This is a genomic window from Flavobacterium sp. RSSB_23, assembly GCF_051547145.1.
Taxonomy (GTDB): domain Bacteria; phylum Bacteroidota; class Bacteroidia; order Flavobacteriales; family Flavobacteriaceae; genus Flavobacterium.
This window is the reverse complement of sequence record NZ_JBPTTO010000006.1, coordinates 58420-73913: the sequence shown is the minus strand read 5'-3', so window position 1 is coordinate 73913 and position 15494 is coordinate 58420. Positions and strand designations below refer to the sequence as shown.

Annotated in this window: 18 protein-coding genes; 3 read left to right on the top strand and 15 right to left on the bottom strand. The window is 35.8% G+C overall.

The genetic code is table 11. From position 1 onward, the window contains the following. Window positions 1–3: 3 nt before the first annotated feature. The 9 genes from ACSVH9_RS10795 to ACSVH9_RS10755 all read right to left on the bottom strand — a co-directional run bounded on the left by ACSVH9_RS10795 (window position 4) and on the right by ACSVH9_RS10755 (window position 4326). On the bottom strand, window positions 4–342 hold the full coding sequence (locus tag ACSVH9_RS10795) for a type II toxin-antitoxin system RelE/ParE family toxin (RefSeq protein ID WP_300978133.1): 339 nt from the start codon (window positions 340–342) through the stop codon (window positions 4–6). A 93-nt stretch (window positions 343–435) separates the two neighbouring features. Continuing rightward, window positions 436–960 (bottom strand): NADPH-dependent FMN reductase, encoded by a 525-nt coding sequence (locus ACSVH9_RS10790; RefSeq protein WP_438063718.1) that lies wholly within the window; start codon window positions 958–960, stop codon window positions 436–438. A gap of 226 nt (window positions 961–1186) precedes the next feature. Beyond that, window positions 1187–1414 (bottom strand): (4Fe-4S)-binding protein, encoded by a 228-nt coding sequence (locus ACSVH9_RS10785; protein WP_438063717.1) that lies wholly within the window; start codon window positions 1412–1414, stop codon window positions 1187–1189. Window positions 1415–1419: 5 nt separating this feature from the next. Then, window positions 1420–1827 carry an OsmC family protein gene (locus ACSVH9_RS10780; RefSeq protein WP_315174289.1) on the bottom strand — a complete coding sequence of 136 codons (408 nt, stop codon included), beginning with the start codon at window positions 1825–1827 and terminating at the stop codon, window positions 1420–1422. 1 nt (window position 1828) lies between these two features. Further along, complete coding sequence (locus ACSVH9_RS10775; protein WP_024981399.1) at window positions 1829–2110, bottom strand: GNAT family N-acetyltransferase; 282 nt, start codon at window positions 2108–2110, stop codon at window positions 1829–1831. 47 nt (window positions 2111–2157) lie between these two features. After that, on the bottom strand, window positions 2158–2874 hold the full coding sequence (locus ACSVH9_RS10770; protein ID WP_438063716.1) for a pirin family protein: 717 nt from the start codon (window positions 2872–2874) through the stop codon (window positions 2158–2160). 138 nt (window positions 2875–3012) lie between these two features. After that, complete coding sequence (locus tag ACSVH9_RS10765) at window positions 3013–3588, bottom strand: Crp/Fnr family transcriptional regulator (RefSeq protein WP_438063715.1); 576 nt, start codon at window positions 3586–3588, stop codon at window positions 3013–3015. Then, window positions 3589–3909, bottom strand: a complete 321-nt coding sequence (locus ACSVH9_RS10760; protein WP_300978142.1) for a DUF6370 family protein — start codon at window positions 3907–3909, stop codon at window positions 3589–3591. A 54-nt stretch (window positions 3910–3963) separates the two neighbouring features. Beyond that, complete coding sequence (locus ACSVH9_RS10755; RefSeq protein ID WP_159690509.1) at window positions 3964–4326, bottom strand: DUF983 domain-containing protein; 363 nt, start codon at window positions 4324–4326, stop codon at window positions 3964–3966. Window positions 4327–4413: 87 nt separating this feature from the next. Here ACSVH9_RS10755 and ACSVH9_RS10750 point away from each other — a divergent pair, with 87 nt between their 5' ends. Next, a complete protein-coding gene (locus ACSVH9_RS10750) occupies window positions 4414–5277 on the top strand; it encodes an AraC family transcriptional regulator (RefSeq protein ID WP_438063714.1) in 864 nt (287 codons plus the stop codon). A gap of 129 nt (window positions 5278–5406) precedes the next feature. Here the strand turns inward: ACSVH9_RS10750 and ACSVH9_RS10745 are convergent, their stop codons facing one another. The 3 genes from ACSVH9_RS10745 to ACSVH9_RS10735 form a co-directional block, all read right to left on the bottom strand. Next, window positions 5407–7281, bottom strand: a complete 1875-nt coding sequence (locus ACSVH9_RS10745; protein WP_438063713.1) for a peptidase U32 family protein — start codon at window positions 7279–7281, stop codon at window positions 5407–5409. A 187-nt stretch (window positions 7282–7468) separates the two neighbouring features. After that, on the bottom strand, window positions 7469–8656 hold the full coding sequence (locus ACSVH9_RS10740) for a pyridoxal phosphate-dependent aminotransferase (RefSeq protein WP_438063712.1): 1188 nt from the start codon (window positions 8654–8656) through the stop codon (window positions 7469–7471). Between the two features lie 50 nt (window positions 8657–8706). After that, window positions 8707–9801, bottom strand: coding sequence for a fatty acid desaturase family protein (locus tag ACSVH9_RS10735; RefSeq protein ID WP_438063711.1), 1095 nt, complete (start codon window positions 9799–9801; stop codon window positions 8707–8709). A 109-nt stretch (window positions 9802–9910) separates the two neighbouring features. Here ACSVH9_RS10735 and rsmG point away from each other — a divergent pair, with 109 nt between their 5' ends. Further along, window positions 9911–10540, top strand: a complete 630-nt coding sequence (gene rsmG / locus ACSVH9_RS10730; protein ID WP_315141585.1) for a 16S rRNA (guanine(527)-N(7))-methyltransferase RsmG — start codon at window positions 9911–9913, stop codon at window positions 10538–10540. A 266-nt stretch (window positions 10541–10806) separates the two neighbouring features. After that, window positions 10807–11928 carry a Gfo/Idh/MocA family protein gene (locus ACSVH9_RS10725; protein WP_438063710.1) on the top strand — a complete coding sequence of 374 codons (1122 nt, stop codon included), beginning with the start codon at window positions 10807–10809 and terminating at the stop codon, window positions 11926–11928. 65 nt (window positions 11929–11993) lie between these two features. Here ACSVH9_RS10725 and pruA read toward each other — a convergent pair whose 3' ends face one another. From pruA to ACSVH9_RS10710, 3 genes are all read right to left on the bottom strand, one after another. After that, the gene (pruA, locus tag ACSVH9_RS10720) at window positions 11994–13622 is read right to left on the bottom strand and encodes an L-glutamate gamma-semialdehyde dehydrogenase (RefSeq protein WP_438063709.1); all 1629 of its coding nucleotides are present in this window, start codon (window positions 13620–13622) and stop codon (window positions 11994–11996) included. Between the two features lie 120 nt (window positions 13623–13742). Further along, complete coding sequence (apaG, locus tag ACSVH9_RS10715) at window positions 13743–14129, bottom strand: Co2+/Mg2+ efflux protein ApaG (RefSeq protein ID WP_159690530.1); 387 nt, start codon at window positions 14127–14129, stop codon at window positions 13743–13745. A gap of 67 nt (window positions 14130–14196) precedes the next feature. Next, complete coding sequence (locus ACSVH9_RS10710) at window positions 14197–15459, bottom strand: DUF5103 domain-containing protein (protein WP_438063708.1); 1263 nt, start codon at window positions 15457–15459, stop codon at window positions 14197–14199. Window positions 15460–15494 lie beyond the last annotated feature (35 nt).

Below are 15494 nucleotides of genomic sequence, written 5' to 3'. Positions count from 1 at the left end.
CTCTTATTTCTTTTCGTTAAAATATTTTACTCTTAGTGATTCTGCTCTTTCAATTTCTAGTTTGGGAGTTTTATCGGTTTTCTTTATTATGCCGTGGGTAGCAATTACAATTGTATCCTTTTTGTCTGATTTATCCCAAAAGGCAAACAATCTAAAATATTGTTTGTTATATAAAGTTCTAAACTCCCAAATTTCGCCATCAAGTTTTTTGAATAATTCATTATCATTTACGCTTCTTGATTTCCAGATATTATAAAGTATTTTTTCTCTAGATTTCGGCTCTAGACTTTCCAAAAAGGTTATGACTGGTTCAAGAAATTCAACTTTAAATTTATAATCCATTGTCACTAAGCATAATTTTTTGTAAAGATATAAGTTTCCTTTTTAAGAAACAATTTTTTCGAGTTTATCATTTTAGACGTTCAATCTATTACCTTATTCTATCGCTTCAATAATTTCTAGCAATTGTGCTTTCAACGCCTCGTTGGTGATTCCTTTTTCTGCATCAAAATTGGTGGCAAAACTCGGTAACGAAAAAGCGCCTTTAACATCTGCTCCTTGGAAAGGGAATCTGTTTTTGGCCATTTCCAAAACCGAAGCACCTCCTCTTGGTCCGGGAGAAGTAGCGAGTAAAAGCGTTGGTTTTTCTTGAAAGGTTTTACCGTTAATTCGGGAAGTCCAATCCAAAATATTTTTGAAAGCAGTCGAATAGGCGCCATTGTGTTCTGCAAAAGAAATGACAATAACATCGGCACCGCCCAGTTTGGCAAGAAAATCGTGCGCTAGTTGCGGAATTCCAGTTTTGGTTTCTTTGTCTATTGAGAAAATGGGCATTTCGTAGTCGTTCAAATCCAAAACTTCAACTGTTGCGTTGGCAAATTGATGTGCGGCATAAGTTGCCAATTGTTTGTTGATAGAGGTCGCGCTAGACGATGCTCCAAAGGCTAGTATTTTTTTCATTATAGATGTTTTTTAACCGCTGGTGTAATTATTTTTTACCACATAGAATCATAGAATTTATGTTGTTTAAAAAGAATTTTACAGATGTTTCACTTTTCACATAGTCAATCTATGTGAAAAATAGTGCTATTTCTATTGATTCCTTTTCTAATTTCTTTTTATCTATGAATCTATGTGGTTTGTTTTTTATTTAAACTGAACTACTCCCAAGGTGTTGTTTTTATTCTTATTCTTTATTTATATAGTATGTCAATGCTCCTGAAGGGCATTTTTTTACCGTACTTATAATGGCTTCAGTAGAGGAGTTTTCTGGAACAATCCACGGTTTTTCTTTGGGTTTAAATACGTCGGGATTGTTTTTTACACATTCGGCAGCGTGTTTGCATAAGCTGTTTTTCCAAACGATGGTTACCTCGCCGTTGCTGTACTCTTTGGTCAAATCTTTGGCGTCCATAGTATTTATAGTTGAGTGTTGATACTTACTTTGTTTTTTAATAGTTTCGAAACGGGACATTTTTCGGCTATCAAAAGTAAGCGTTCTTTTTGTGCTTCGGTAATGATTTCAGAAAAAGTGATGGTTCTCGAAATGGTAGTCTCTAATTCGGACTCGTTATTTTGTGATAGATTCAACGCAATCTGAATTTCGGGAATGTTCCAACCTTTGCGGTCGATGTACATTCGCAAGGTAGAAAGCGTACAACCCGCCAGCGAAGCCAATAAAGTAGAGTAGGGGTCAGGACCTAAATCTTGCCCTCCAATAGTTTCAGGTTCATCCATTAGTAATTCGCCGTTACGCCAAGAAATGGTGCACAAGTATTTTTGTGCACCAATACTTCCTTGAACGTCTTTTTCTAGTAAGTTTTCCATTTTAAAGCACGTCTCTAAATTCTGGAGTTTTGTCGAATACTTTTTTGGCAAACGGACAAAGCGGAATGATTTTTATGTTGTTTTCTCGCGCATAAGTTACCGCTTGAGCGACCATTTGTTTGCCCAAACCTTTTCCTTCATTGCCCGGATTAACACCCGTGTGGTCAATTATGATTTTATCTTCCCCAGCAAAAACAAACGTCATTTCTGCTTCTTGTTTGCCCTCAATTTCAATAAAAAAACTCCCTTTTTTATCGTTGATTTTTACTTGTACTTCGTTCATAACTTACTTTTTTACTGAATACTATGTGCTGACGACGGATTACTTTTTTATTGTTCCATCGGGATTTCCATCACCAAAAATTTAGCAGCTGTTGTTGCCTTGATGTCAATTTCTGGAGTATCCCAAATTCCAATGGCATCTCTTTTGCTCAGTTTTTCTCCGTTGACTTCGATTTCGCCCTCAATAGTCATAATGTAAAAACCGTTACCTTCTTTTTGTAAGGCTAATTTTTTAGAGAAATCGGCATCAAAATCAGACAAATAAAACCAAGCGTCTTGATGAATCCACACGCCAGCATCGTCAGGATTTGGGGATAGAATTTGAGCAAAATTATTTTTTTGTTCAGTAACGTCCAAAGTGATTTGTTGGTAACGTGGCTCTACATTGCGGTATTTTGGGAACAACCAAATTTGGAACAGTTTGGTTTGTTGGTCTGCATTCGGATTGAATTCACTGTGCTGAATACCCGTTCCTGCACTCATTACTTGTACATCGCCTGTTTTGATAGTTGCGGCATTGCCCATACTGTCTTTGTGAGCCAAATCGCCTTCTAGCGGAATGGTGATGATTTCCATATTGTCGTGTGGATGCGTGCCAAAGCCCATTCCAGCAGCAACAGTATCGTCGTTCAAAACGCGTAGCATACCAAACTGTACTCTATCGGGGTTGTACCAACTAGCAAAGCTAAAACTATGATAAGCATTCAACCATCCGTGGTTAGCGTGTCCTCTTGAATCTGCGGTATGTAAAACTGATTTTTTCATCTTCGTATAAATTTAGTGATTACTATGATACAAAGGTATGCTCGTTGTGAGCAAAAGTCACTTAACCTAGATTAAGAAAGTAGTGTTTTGATACAAATGTGAAATAGGGGGTCAGTTTTTGCTTGAAATAGATAGCCATTACTTCTTCAATAACCTACTCTTCATTTTACTAAAGAATTCAGGTGTTACACCAATGTAGGAAGCGATGTGTTTTTGGGAAAGTTTGTGAATTAAAGAGGGGTATTTTTTGCAGAACTTTTCGTAGCGTTCTTCAGCGGTCAAGCTCAAATTATCCATCAAGCGCTCTTGGTGGGTTACTAAAGAATTCTCGGCGAGTATTCTGAAAAAGCGTTCCAATTTTGGGATGGCTTTATAGAGTTCTTGATGGTTTTCTTTGGTTATGGTAACTATTTCAGCATCTTCTAGGACTTCGATAAAAAGATTGCCTGGTTTTTCAGAAATATAACTGTACATATCGCCCATCCACCAACCTTCGCAGGCAAAATGCAATACATGTTCGATAATGTTGTCGTTGATATTGAAGCTTCTCAATATCCCTGAATTGACAAAATAAGTACTATCGGCCACTTTACCTGCGTGCAACAAAACCGATTTGGATTTGTGTTGTTGAGTCGTTGTTTTGGACAAAAATAAGGCCTCTTCCTCAGGGGTTAAGGCCACGTGTTTGGCAATATTTTGAAGAATTAAAGCCATTTACTTTTTTTCGGGTAACAATTTGAAGTACGTCACCTTAAAGCGATTGTCTACGATTTCACCAATTACTTCGGCTTTTCTAACGGCTGCACAAAAACCGTCTTTGGCGTGCGCATCTCCGTGTTGGTCGATGTGTGTACCGTCTACGAAATAAGATTTTCCGTTGATGCGAACGGCTAAATCACATTCTTTTCCTTCCATACCAAATTGGCATTGCCCGCAAGAAGCTTCTACAATTTGTTTTTTAGGACTTTCTTTTTTTTCTTGGGCATTACTACTTGCAGAAATGACTAATAACAGAGCAAATATTACTTTTCTCATTTTCGATTTAAAAAATTATAAGTGCAAGTTAGTAGTTTTTTGAAGGATTACGGCTTAGGTAGCATAATTTTTAAATAGATAAATCCATAATATTCTTGACAAACGAATATTGAAAGGCGATAGAGATATAAGAACAACTGCGATTATAGGAATCATTCTTAAGTCAAATCTTTCAGTGAAAAACAAATGGGCTATGAGATAAGTTAGAATGCCTTGCGCAACACTTATTCCATAATTCACATACATTGCTCCAAAAAAATATCCAGGTTCTTTTTCAAATTTATAATTACAATTCGAACAGTGGGTGTGCATTTTAGGAAAATGCAAGTTGAAAAAAATGTTTCTTTCATCAAATATTTTGCCTTTTCGACATTGAGGGCAATCGTTATTTAGGATGTGATAAATAGAATGTGGCATAGATTTTTTTTTCAAAGGTAATTTCTACTTCCGTTGTTACTTTTCTTTATATTCGCAACTTATAGCACAAAAAAGACATTTTAGCATATGGTAAAATATCCTATTTACCCAATACGTAAATTTTTATCGCCACAAACCGATAAGGATTTATATGTAAATACGTTTAAAGACCACCTAAAGAAACACAGTTTTGTAGAAGAACCACATAGACATAATTCGTATGTATTGGTTTTTTTTACTCAAGGTTCAGGGACACACGAAATTGATTTCTCTACATTTACTATTCAAAATGGGAGTGTGTTTTTTTTGAAGCCAGGACAAATCCATCATTGGAGTTTGAGTGAAGATATAGACGGCTTTGTCATCTTTTATTCTGAGGAAATGTTTAATCTGTATTTTAGACAAAAACAAATCAAGGATTATACTTTTTATACTTCCTTAAATAGTCGACCTGAACTACTTTTTGATGCTACTGAATCTAAAAAACTCATCCCTTATTTTGAGGCAATTGTCGAAGAAGTAAAAGATGATAAAGAGTGGCGACAAGATGTAATTTTAAATGTATTGGATATTATTCATATTCAGATAGCAAGGAAATACAATGCTATTCACATTGTTGAAACACATCTTTATAATAGAAAGATTAAAGATTTGGAAGCGCTCATTGAAAGGCACTTTAGAACTCAAAAGGCCCCTTCTTTTTATGCTTCTGAATTGCATATTAGCCTAAAACATTTGAATCGAATTTGTCAAGAAATTCTTCAAATGACCACAACAAGTGTTATTGTTCAAAGAGTGATTTTAGAAGCCAAGCGTATGTTGACAGATAAGCGCTTAACTGTAAACGAGATTGCAGTCGCTCTAGGCTACGATGATTATTCTTATTTTTCGAGATTGTTTAAAAAGCAAGTCGGCAAAAGTCCTACTGATTTTAGGCTTTCGAGAATATAATTTGCTTTAATAGTTGTATTGTTTTCTGGATAAAGAAAGATGTAATTGCAATAAAAAAGGCTCGCAAAGGTTTTATAATAAACTTTTTGCGAACCTTGTGTTATCTTTTGCACACTTTGCGGTTAAATTCTAATGAAAGTAATCTTCTTCGATTTCGAATTCGGCGTCTTTTTCCCAAATCTCCATTTCGCAGGGTTTGCAATTGAATTTGAGTTTGTATTCTAATTCGCCTTGTTTTAATACCAAAGGTTCTTTTACTTTTTTGTCCATATTTTCACGATGGTATTTTGGACAGCGTTCCAACTCATATTTGATGCAATATTTAGTGGTCATCACTCTGGATTTCCCTGGGTCCCATTGCAATTCAAAGGCTTTTTCGATTTCGGTAACGCCGTGACGTTCGTAGAATTTACGGGCTAGTTTGTTCGAAACATTGTACATAAAATCCAGCTTGGTTTCAGGGAAAGGATGGTCTGTTTTTACCAATTGATGCTCTTCGCGATGGTAATTTTTCAATCGAATTTCAGACAGTTGTTCGTAAACTGTTCTTCTCATCTCGTTGATTTTGGATATCGGTAAGAACCAATTTTCTGAAAATAAAATATTGATTTCGTCTGCTTTGTAAGGTGTGAATCCTGTTTTGGCTAAATTCGTTTTGAAAGTGGCCTCGATGGATTCGTTGTTTTTGGTTCTTTCTTTTGGATGTGCCAATTGAACTGTACTCACATTTCCATCTTCGTCTGTAGCGATTAATTCGAATCCGTTTTCGTTTTCGGTCAATAATAAAGTAGTGCTGATTTTTCGAACCGCACTGTCTTCGCGTTCCACAACTTTGATGAAAGCGGCATCATTATTACGATAAATGAAGGTTCCTGGTTTGATGTCTTTCAACACATTTGGATAAGCCAAGCCATTTTCAACTTTGTTGACATAGATTCCGTCGGCTTCGTTGTTTTCGTTGATGAAGCAAAGTCCATCTCCGTTGTTTAGGAATTCGCCGTTTTCGATTTCGTAGGCGTTTCCAATGGTTTTAACGAGTTTGCCAATGTATTGCCCTTTCGATTTTGGACTTTCCCAAGAACCGATAGATTGATGTCTTTCGTTGACAAAATAATCCGTGTATCCACGGTTGAAGGTTTTGTTTAAAGCCGAATCAAAAGTATAAGTACAGGTTCCTGAAGAAGCTTTGGTGTATTTGTCATAACCATCTCCTTCTAAGAAAGCGTCTAATTTTTGACGTAAATACGAAACGTTATTTTTTACATACACAATATCTTTCAAACGACCTTCGATTTTGAAAGAGCAAATTCCAGCTTCCACTAAATTTGGAATTTGGTCTGAAACGTCAAAATCCTTAATTGAAAGCAAGTGACTGTTTTTGATTAAAGTCTCGCCATTACCATCGATAAGGTTGTAGGGTAAACGGCAGTTTTGAGCGCACGAACCACGATTAGCAGAACGTTCTCCATTGGCTACACTCATATAACAGTTTCCACTGAAAGACACACAAAGTGCTCCAGTCACGAAAAATTCTAGTTCAACATCTGATGTTTCAGCGATTTCTTTGATTTGGTGTAAATTCAATTCACGAGCCAAAACTACACGTTTCATCCCCGCATCTTTTAAGAATTTAATTTTGTGTGGGTCACGGTTGTTGGCTTGTGTACTTGCGTGTAAAACGATAGGAGGCAAGTCCATTTCCATAATAGCCATATCTTGTACGATTAAAGCGTCAACGCCAATTTCATACAATTCCCAAATCATTTGACGACAGGTTTCCAATTCGTTGTCGTACAAAATCGTATTGATAACCACAAAAACTTGGGCATAATACAAATGGGCATATTGTACCAAAGTAGCCACATCTTCAAGAGAATTATGAGCATTAGAACGGGCACCAAACTGAGGAGCACCAATATAAACCGCATCGGCACCTGCATTGATAGCTGCCATACCGTGAATTAAATCTTTGGCGGGCGCTAGTATTTCTATTTTCTTCTTCATTATTACAACTTTAGCTTTTCGAGTGTTCGCGAAAAAAAGTCTGCAAAGGTCTGATAAAATATTTAAGATTTCTAATTCAAGAGGATTTTTTTTAAAAACTAATACAAGGGTGATTCAATTTTTATGAAGCAAAAAAAAAGCCTCAAGAATTATTTCTTGAGGCTTACTATATCAATAGCACTTTGGTTTATCCGGCCAAAGCGTCTTTGATTCTTTTTAAAGCTTCGGTTAATAAAGCTTCGCTAGTTGCGTAAGAAAAACGAATGCAATTTGGATTTCCAAAAGCGTCACCGGTTACAGTAGCTACACAAGCTTCTGCCAAAAGATACATAGAAACGTCGTTAGCATCTTTAATTTCAGTTCCTCTTAGTGTTTTTCCGAAGAAAGAAGAAACGTCTGGGAACACATAAAAAGCGCCTTCTGGAACGTTGATTTTGATTCCAGGAATTTCTTTTAATAATCCTACGACTAAATCTCTACGGCTGTGGAAAGCCTGAACCATGTGATTCAATACGCTTGGGTCAGCATCAACAGCGGTAATAGTAGCTCTTTGTGCTACAGAGTTAGCTCCCGAAGTTACTTGTCCTTGAATTTTTGTACACGCTTTTGCAATGAATTCTGGCGCTCCAATATATCCAATTCTGTATCCTGTCATAGCAAATGCTTTTGCTACACCGTTTACTGTAATGGTTTTTTCTAACATACCAGGAATAGACCCAATACTGCAAAAAGTTCCTGAGAAATTGATGTGCTCGTAGATTTCATCCGCTACCACATAAATATTTGGATACTTTTCTAAAACTTTAGCTAAAGCAGTCAATTCTTCTCTGTTGTACACTGAACCTGAAGGGTTACAAGGAGAAGAGAACCACATCATTTTTGTTTTAGGAGTGATGGCAGCTTCTAGTTGTTCTGGTGTGATTTTGAAATCAGTTTCTACAGAAGTAGGAACTTCTACAGGAACACCACCTGATAATTTTACAATCTCGTAATAAGAAACCCAGTAAGGTGCTGGTAAAATTACTTCGTCACCATCGTTTAACATTACTTGAGCAATGTTGTACAACGATTGTTTTGCACCTGTAGAAACCACAATTTGAGAAGGTTTATAATCTAAGTCATTATCTCTTTTGAATTTTCTACAAATGGCCTCTTTTAAATCTTGGTAACCATCAACTGGAGAATAAGTACTGTAGTTGTCGTCTATCGCTTTTTTAGCTGCTTCTTTAATAAAGTCTGGCGTGTTAAAGTCTGGTTCTCCCAAACTCAAGCTGATAATATCTTTTCCTTGTGCTTTTAATTCTCTTGCTAATGCTGCCATCGCTAAAGTTTGCGAAGTGGCAAGGTTATTAATTCTGTCTGAAAGTGGATTCATTTTATATAGTAAATAGTAATTAGTTCGTGTTGGATTTAGCGGTAGTAAGTTTAGGCTAATTCTGGTTTCATTCCCAATTCTTTCAAGTGTTTGAAATGTGCAATTACAGCACTACGCATCGTCTTGTATTCGTAGTAAGGAAGGTTGCATTCTTGTGCAGTTTCTTTTACAATCTTTGCAATTTTTCCGTAGTGAATATGACTGATGTTTGGGAAAATGTGGTGTTCGATTTGGTGATTTAATCCTCCAGTATACCAGTTGATAATGGCATTTTTTGGAGCAAAATTGGTTGTAGTAAACAATTGGTGTATTGCCCAAGTGTTTTCGATTTCTCCGTTTTCATTTGGTAACGGATTGGTTGTTTCTTCCACTACGTGAGCCAATTGGAAAACAACACTTAAGATAAGTCCTGCGGTATAATGCATTACAAAAAAGCCAATCAAAACTTTCCACCAAGTGATACCAATAACTATTGGTAAAACAATCCAAATTGATACATAAATCATTTTTGTGATGATTAAAGTTGTCCAAAGGATTTTTGGGCTTTTAGGCTCGCCATACGATAATTTGCGTTTCAAATAACTTTTCATTTGTTTGAAATCGGTAGTAATGGCCCAATTGAAGGTCAATAAACCGTACAAAAAGATAGAGTAGTAGTGTTGAAAACGGTGGAATTTTTGCCATTTGGCTTCTTTCGTAAAACGAATAATTCTTCCCGCGTCTAAGTCTTCGTCGTGACCAGGAATATTCGTGTAAGTGTGGTGTAAAACATTGTGTTGCACTTGCCAGTTGTACACATTTCCGGCTAGGATGTAAATAGAACCTCCCATAAATTTGTTGACCCAACTTTTAGTAGAATACGAACCGTGATTTCCATCGTGCATTACGTTCATTCCTACTCCAGCCATACCAATTCCGATAACGATAGTGAGCAATAAATAAGCCCAAAACGGAAGGTCAAGCGTTAGAATAATAAAATAAGGAGCTAAAAAAACAGTAAATAAGATGATTGTTTTTAAATGCAATTTCCAGTTTCCTGTTTTTTGTATGTTGTTTTCTTTGAAGTAACTGTTAACCCGAGAGTTAAGTGTTCTGAAAAATTTTAAATTGTCTTGCTTTGAAAAAGTAGGTGCAGTAGTATTCATAGGAATTTTTAAATAATTGCAAATGTAACTATTATAAATTTTCGATTATACATTATTGAGTTAAAAATTTCCGCGGTAAAATAAGTACTTTTGTTAAAAATTTAATGCCATGGATGAAATTCTAAAGTATTTTCCTAATCTAACCGATGTTCAGAAAGAGCAGTTTGCAAAGTTGGATTTTTTATACCACGATTGGAATGAAAAAATAAATGTTATTTCGAGAAAAGATATAGATGCTTTGTATACGAAACACGTTTTGCATTCGTTAGGAATTGCCAAAATAAATAAATTCGAACCTGGAACTTATGTTTTGGATGTGGGCACTGGCGGTGGTTTTCCTGGAATTCCTTTGGCGATTTTGTTTCCTGAAACGCGTTTTTATTTGATTGATGTTATCGCCAAAAAAATAAAAGTAGTCAAAGCGGTTGCTGAAGCTTTAGAATTAAAAAATGTAAAAGCAGAGCAAATACGAGCCGAAAATGTAAAAGGTGATTTTGATTTTATTGTGAGCCGAGCGGTGACCAACATGCCAGACTTTGTTTCTTGGGTAAAAACTAAAATCAAAAAGCAACACAAGCACGAATTGAAAAATGGAATTTTGTATTTAAAAGGAGGCGATTTGACCGAAGAGCTAAAGGATTTTCCGAAAGCTACAGAGTATAATTTGGCTGACATTTTTGAAGATGAATTTTTTGAAACCAAAAAAGTGGTGCACTTACCGTTGAAGTTTGTAGTGTAGCTTCTATTGCTCACAAAAACACACCCATTTATCCTTTTAATCCCGATGGTAGCGGCATCCTTGCTTGACGGGGTTCGGCAAGCAAGATATAGCGTACAGCGGGACTTTGCTGGCTAAAATGCCTTTTGATGCTGTTGCTAAAATATAGAAATAATATACCCCAACAAAAAGCCTGTTTTTTGTTGGGGTTTCTTTTTATAGCATTTTTGTAACTTTTGAATTATTATAATGTCTTATTCATTTATGGATTCTAAAACTTTACTAAAATGAGAAAAATTTCTAGACGTACTTTTATCCACAATTTTGGTGTTGGAGTTGGGGCAACTTCAGTAATGGCTGCGCTTCCATCATTTATAGCCTTACCAGAAAATCCGAGTGAAACCTATGATGGAGTAAAATTAAATATTGCTCTTTGCGGTTTAGGTCGTTATGCAGATTACTTAGCTAAAGGTTTAGAAGTTTCAAAGTATTGTAGGTTGGCTGGAATTGTTACTGGGACGCCATCAAAAGCTTTAGATTGGGGAAAGAAGTATAACATTCCAGAAAAAAGCAGGTACAATTATCAAAATTTTGATGAAATTATTCATAATAAAGATATTGATTTAGTTTATGTGGTTTTGCCCAATGCCATGCATAAAGAGTTTGTAATAAGAGCTGCAAAAGCAGGAAAGCATGTGATTGTTGAGAAGCCAATGGCTGTAACGGCTAGAGATTGTGAAGAAATGATTGGTGCTTGTGAAAAAGCGGGAGTGCAACTGGCAGTAGGTTATAGATTGCATTTTGAGCCCTATAATTTAGAAATGATGCGTTTAGGTCAAGAAAAAGTTTTTGGACAAGTTCGTTTAGTCGAAACTTCTTTAGGCTATAATACAGGTGATACCATCGATTGGCATTTAAAGCGTAGTTTATCTGGTGGTGGCCCATTGGTTAATTTAGGAATTTATTGTGTACAGGCTAGTCGTTATTTGTTGGGCGAAGAACCTATTTCAGTAACAGCTCAATTTGGTCCAATAACCAATAAAGTTAAATTTACAGAAGTAGAAGAATCCATTACATGGCAGTTAAATTTTCCAAGTGGAGCAGTTAGTAATTCTTCTACTTCCTATAGTTGTGGGGTAGATAGATTATTTGCTTCAGCTGATGAAGGTTTCTTTGAGTTAAGTCCAGCCATCAGTTATGGACCGTTTAGAGGTAGGACAAGCAATGGAGAAATGAATTTTCCTGAAATCAATCAGCAACAAACCCAAATGGATGCCATAGGTAAAGTTATACTAGAAAATAAAAAATTACCAAGTCATATTACCGGAATCGAGGGACTGAAGGATGTTAAGATTTTGGAGGCCATTTATGAGGCGGCAAAAACGGGTAAAAAAGTTTCTTTGGTTTAAAAAACAAACCCCACAAAAATCAATGTTGATTTATGTGGGGTTTTTCAATTTTGAATCTAGAAAAATTATTCTCCTAAAAATGGATATCTGTAATCTTCTGGTGTTACAAAAGTTTCTTTGATAGTTCTTGGAGAAACCCAACGCAATAAGTTCAATGCAGACCCAGCTTTGTCGTTGGTTCCTGAAGCTCTAGCGCCACCAAATGGTTGCATACCTACCACGGCTCCTGTTGGTTTGTCATTAATGTAGAAATTACCGGCTGCATTTTGTAAAGCTACAGTTGCTTCTTCGATGGCGTAACGGTCTTGGCTGAAGATAGCTCCTGTTAAAGCATACTCAGAAGTGGTGTCCACCAATTTCAATGTTTCTGCCCAATTCGCATCTTCGTAAACATAGATTGTGATTACAGGACCGAATAATTCGGTTTCCATAGTCGTGTACTTTGGATTGCTGGTTACGATAATGGTAGGTTCGATAAAATACCCCACCGATTTGTCATAATTTCCACCAACAATAATTTCTGCATCAGCATCTTTTTTCGCTTGATCAATATAGCTAGCTAATTTGTCAAATGATCCTTCGTGAATTACTGCAGTAATGAAGTTTCCAAAATCTTCTGGAGAACCCATTTTCATTGATTTTACATCGGTAATCAATTGCTCTTTCAAGGCTGGCCACATACTTTGAGGTACATAGGCTCTTGAAGCAGCAGAACATTTTTGTCCTTGGAACTCGAAAGCGCCACGAACAATTCCTGTCGCTACTTGTTTTACATTAGCACTTGGATGCGCTACCACGAAATCTTTACCACCAGTTTCTCCTACAATTCTTGGGTAGGTTTTGTAATGGTGAATGTTCGTTCCAATTTTTGCCCAGATATCTTTAAATACATGTGTTGAACCTGTAAAGTGAACCCCTGCGAAATCGCGACTTGCTAGAACCGTATCGGTAACCATTAAAGCATCTCCAAAAACCACATTGATTACGCCATCAGGAACTCCTGCTTCTTTGAATACATCGATGATGATTTTTGCAGAGAATACTTGGCTGTCACTTGGCTTCCAAATTACTACGTTACCCATCATAGCAGCACTTGCTGGAAGATTGGCAGCGATAGCAGTAAAGTTGAATGGAGTGATTGCGTATACGAATCCTTCTAGCGGACGGTATTCCAATCGGTTCCACATATCAGAAGTCGATTTAGGTTGATCAGCATAGATTTGAGTCATGAACTCTACGTTAAAACGTAAAAAGTCAATTAACTCACATGATGCATCAATTTCGGCTTGGTGAATATTTTTAGATTGCGCAATCATCGTTGCAGCATTGATTTTAGCTCTGTATGGTCCAGCAATCAACTCGGCAGCTTTTAAGAAGATAGCTGCACGTTGTTCCCATGCCATATTTGCCCATGCTGTTCTGGCTTCAAGAGCACTAGCAATGGCTTTTTCAACATGTACTTTTTCGGCTAAATGATACGTTCCTACCACATGTTGATGATCGTGTGGTGCGGTCATATTTCTAGTATTACCCGTTTTGATTTCTTCGCTACCAATGTATAAAGGAACATCAATTTTTGAATTCCACATGGCTTTGTATGCTGCAAGAACTGCTGCTTTTTCTGGGGAGTTAGGGGCGTAACCTTTTACAGGTTCGTTAACCGCTTTTGGTACGTTAAAAAATCCTTTTAGCATATTTTTTATATTAAATAATTGAACAGAAAATAATGATGATTTGGCTAATGCCAATAATTTGATGCAAAAGTACAAAGTTAAAATGAAATTTTTATTCTAAATCACAGAATAAAAGTCAAATTAATTCAAAGCAAATGAAGCGCATAATCTAAAATTAGGCACAAATACTTTGAAATTTTTAGTAGTAGTAAAATTAATCATGTTGAAATATCCTTTCATAGCGCCATAAGGCGAGGATAATAAGCAACCAGAACTGTAGGTATGTTGTTCTCCTGGTTTCAAAACCGGTTTTTTACCTATTACTCCTTCACCATCTACTACCTCATTGTAGTTGAGTGAATCGTAGATTTCCCAGTGGCGAGAGGTAAGTTGAACAGAATCTTTGCTGTGATTCTCAATTGTTATTTGGTAACTAAAGGCAAAGTGTATTTTGTAGTTTTTGAAGTAAGTCCCTTCAAAACTAGTTAAAACCGATATTTTTATGCCTCTTGTTATTTGTGAAACCATATTGTGGAAAGTAGCTGCTTAATAATGACAAAATTACAAAAAAATCTATTGAAAAATATTTTTTTATTTAGTTCGTAATACTTACCGAATTCAATGCTACAAAGCCAATTACGCGATCATATCTTTGTGTGTTTTCTCTGTAATAAACAATTATTTCATATTCATTTTCTGTTTGAAAAAAGTTTCCATCAATACTGTTTTCTTGGTCAATTTTACCTTTAGTGTCCGCAACTACATATTGATAATTTGTAAAACCTTGTTTGATTAGCAATGCTTTTTCATAAAGGTTTTTTTTCTCGTTGTACTCCATTTTATTTTCTGGAGTCAGTGCATAATTGTTGAACATTCCATTAATGTAGATGTCTTTGTCCAATCGAAAGCTAGGAGCAGATAAACTGAAATAGACCCAAGCATAATCGGCTTCAATTTTATTATTGGCAGCGTTTAAATTCCGAACAACAAAATTTCCATTAGCGTCTAGTGTAAAACTATAAGGTAGGTTGGCTCTTGCTTCGTCGGTAAAAAGAAAACTGTTATAAATGGCGCCATTAGAACTTATTTTTGCTACACTATTAGCAGCGTTTCTAATTTCTTTATTATCAAAAAACCGAAATTCATTACCTCCCCAAAATTGTGTTTCTGAATCATACTTGTAAACGAGTTCATTACCGATGGTGTATTGCGGTGCAATATTTTTAATTCCAGTAGTAAATTGACGATTTTGTAATAGCAAAACTTTGACATTTTGCAATGGATTTTGAAATGTAAGGCTCTTTGACGTTATAGAAAAATCTAGGTTTTGTTTGCTTTCAATAGTGCTTATATTTCTTCCTCTTTTAATTTGTAATCGTACGTTAGCAATGTCTTCATAAATGATGAACTTTCTTGAAAAAACAACGTCTCTGTCTTCATTTAAAATTTTGATCATATAGTTACCGCTCAAAGCCAATTGAGTAAATTGGTTGGGAATGTTAAGCTGGTAATGTGAATACAATTGAAGACAGTTGAAAGAATTCGAATAATCAATAATTCTTTGATTATCAAGACCTTTTAGGTATTCTTGTTTGGGAATATCTGAAGGCACCCAGTTGTAGTCACAATGAATAATTTCGTAGTAATAATTGGCTTCATTTCCAAATAAATCATCAAAGTTAAGCTCAAAAGATTCTCCTAATTTAAAGACCGGAATTACATTTTGACCATTATTCATAAAGGAAATGGTCTTAATGTTGTAAGGAGGGATTATTTCTTGGAGTGCCTGAGCTTCAAGGATATTGAAGTGTAAAAAGCTTAATAATCCAAAGATGATTTTTAAAAAAAGGTTCCGCATTTTTGATTGTTTTGTACTGTAAATATACTAAACCC

Bases quoted from the DNA above. Each gene is read 5' to 3' on its own strand.
- ACSVH9_RS10745 (WP_438063713.1), bottom strand. From the start codon at position 7,281: ATGAAGAAGAAAATAGAAATACTAGCGCCCGCCAAAGATTTAATTCAC.
- ACSVH9_RS10795 (WP_300978133.1), bottom strand. From the start codon at position 342: ATGGATTATAAATTTAAAGTTGAATTTCTTGAACCAGTCATAACCTTT.
- ACSVH9_RS10765 (WP_438063715.1), bottom strand. From the start codon at position 3,588: ATGGCTTTAATTCTTCAAAATATTGCCAAACACGTGGCCTTAACCCCT.
- ACSVH9_RS10710 (WP_438063708.1), bottom strand. From the start codon at position 15,459: ATGCGGAACCTTTTTTTAAAAATCATCTTTGGATTATTAAGCTTTTTA.
- ACSVH9_RS10780 (WP_315174289.1), bottom strand. From the start codon at position 1,827: ATGGAAAACTTACTAGAAAAAGACGTTCAAGGAAGTATTGGTGCACAA.
- pruA (WP_438063709.1), bottom strand. From the start codon at position 13,622: ATGCTAAAAGGATTTTTTAACGTACCAAAAGCGGTTAACGAACCTGTA.
- ACSVH9_RS10750 (WP_438063714.1), top strand. From the start codon at position 4,414: ATGGTAAAATATCCTATTTACCCAATACGTAAATTTTTATCGCCACAA.
- rsmG (WP_315141585.1), top strand. From the start codon at position 9,911: ATGGATGAAATTCTAAAGTATTTTCCTAATCTAACCGATGTTCAGAAA.
- ACSVH9_RS10760 (WP_300978142.1), bottom strand. From the start codon at position 3,909: ATGAGAAAAGTAATATTTGCTCTGTTATTAGTCATTTCTGCAAGTAGT.
- ACSVH9_RS10770 (WP_438063716.1), bottom strand. From the start codon at position 2,874: ATGAAAAAATCAGTTTTACATACCGCAGATTCAAGAGGACACGCTAAC.
- ACSVH9_RS10740 (WP_438063712.1), bottom strand. From the start codon at position 8,656: ATGAATCCACTTTCAGACAGAATTAATAACCTTGCCACTTCGCAAACT.
- ACSVH9_RS10785 (WP_438063717.1), bottom strand. From the start codon at position 1,414: ATGGACGCCAAAGATTTGACCAAAGAGTACAGCAACGGCGAGGTAACC.
- apaG (WP_159690530.1), bottom strand. From the start codon at position 14,129: ATGGTTTCACAAATAACAAGAGGCATAAAAATATCGGTTTTAACTAGT.
- ACSVH9_RS10725 (WP_438063710.1), top strand. From the start codon at position 10,807: ATGAGAAAAATTTCTAGACGTACTTTTATCCACAATTTTGGTGTTGGA.
- ACSVH9_RS10755 (WP_159690509.1), bottom strand. From the start codon at position 4,326: ATGCCACATTCTATTTATCACATCCTAAATAACGATTGCCCTCAATGT.
- ACSVH9_RS10790 (WP_438063718.1), bottom strand. From the start codon at position 960: ATGAAAAAAATACTAGCCTTTGGAGCATCGTCTAGCGCGACCTCTATC.
- ACSVH9_RS10735 (WP_438063711.1), bottom strand. From the start codon at position 9,801: ATGAATACTACTGCACCTACTTTTTCAAAGCAAGACAATTTAAAATTT.
- ACSVH9_RS10775 (WP_024981399.1), bottom strand. From the start codon at position 2,110: ATGAACGAAGTACAAGTAAAAATCAACGATAAAAAAGGGAGTTTTTTT.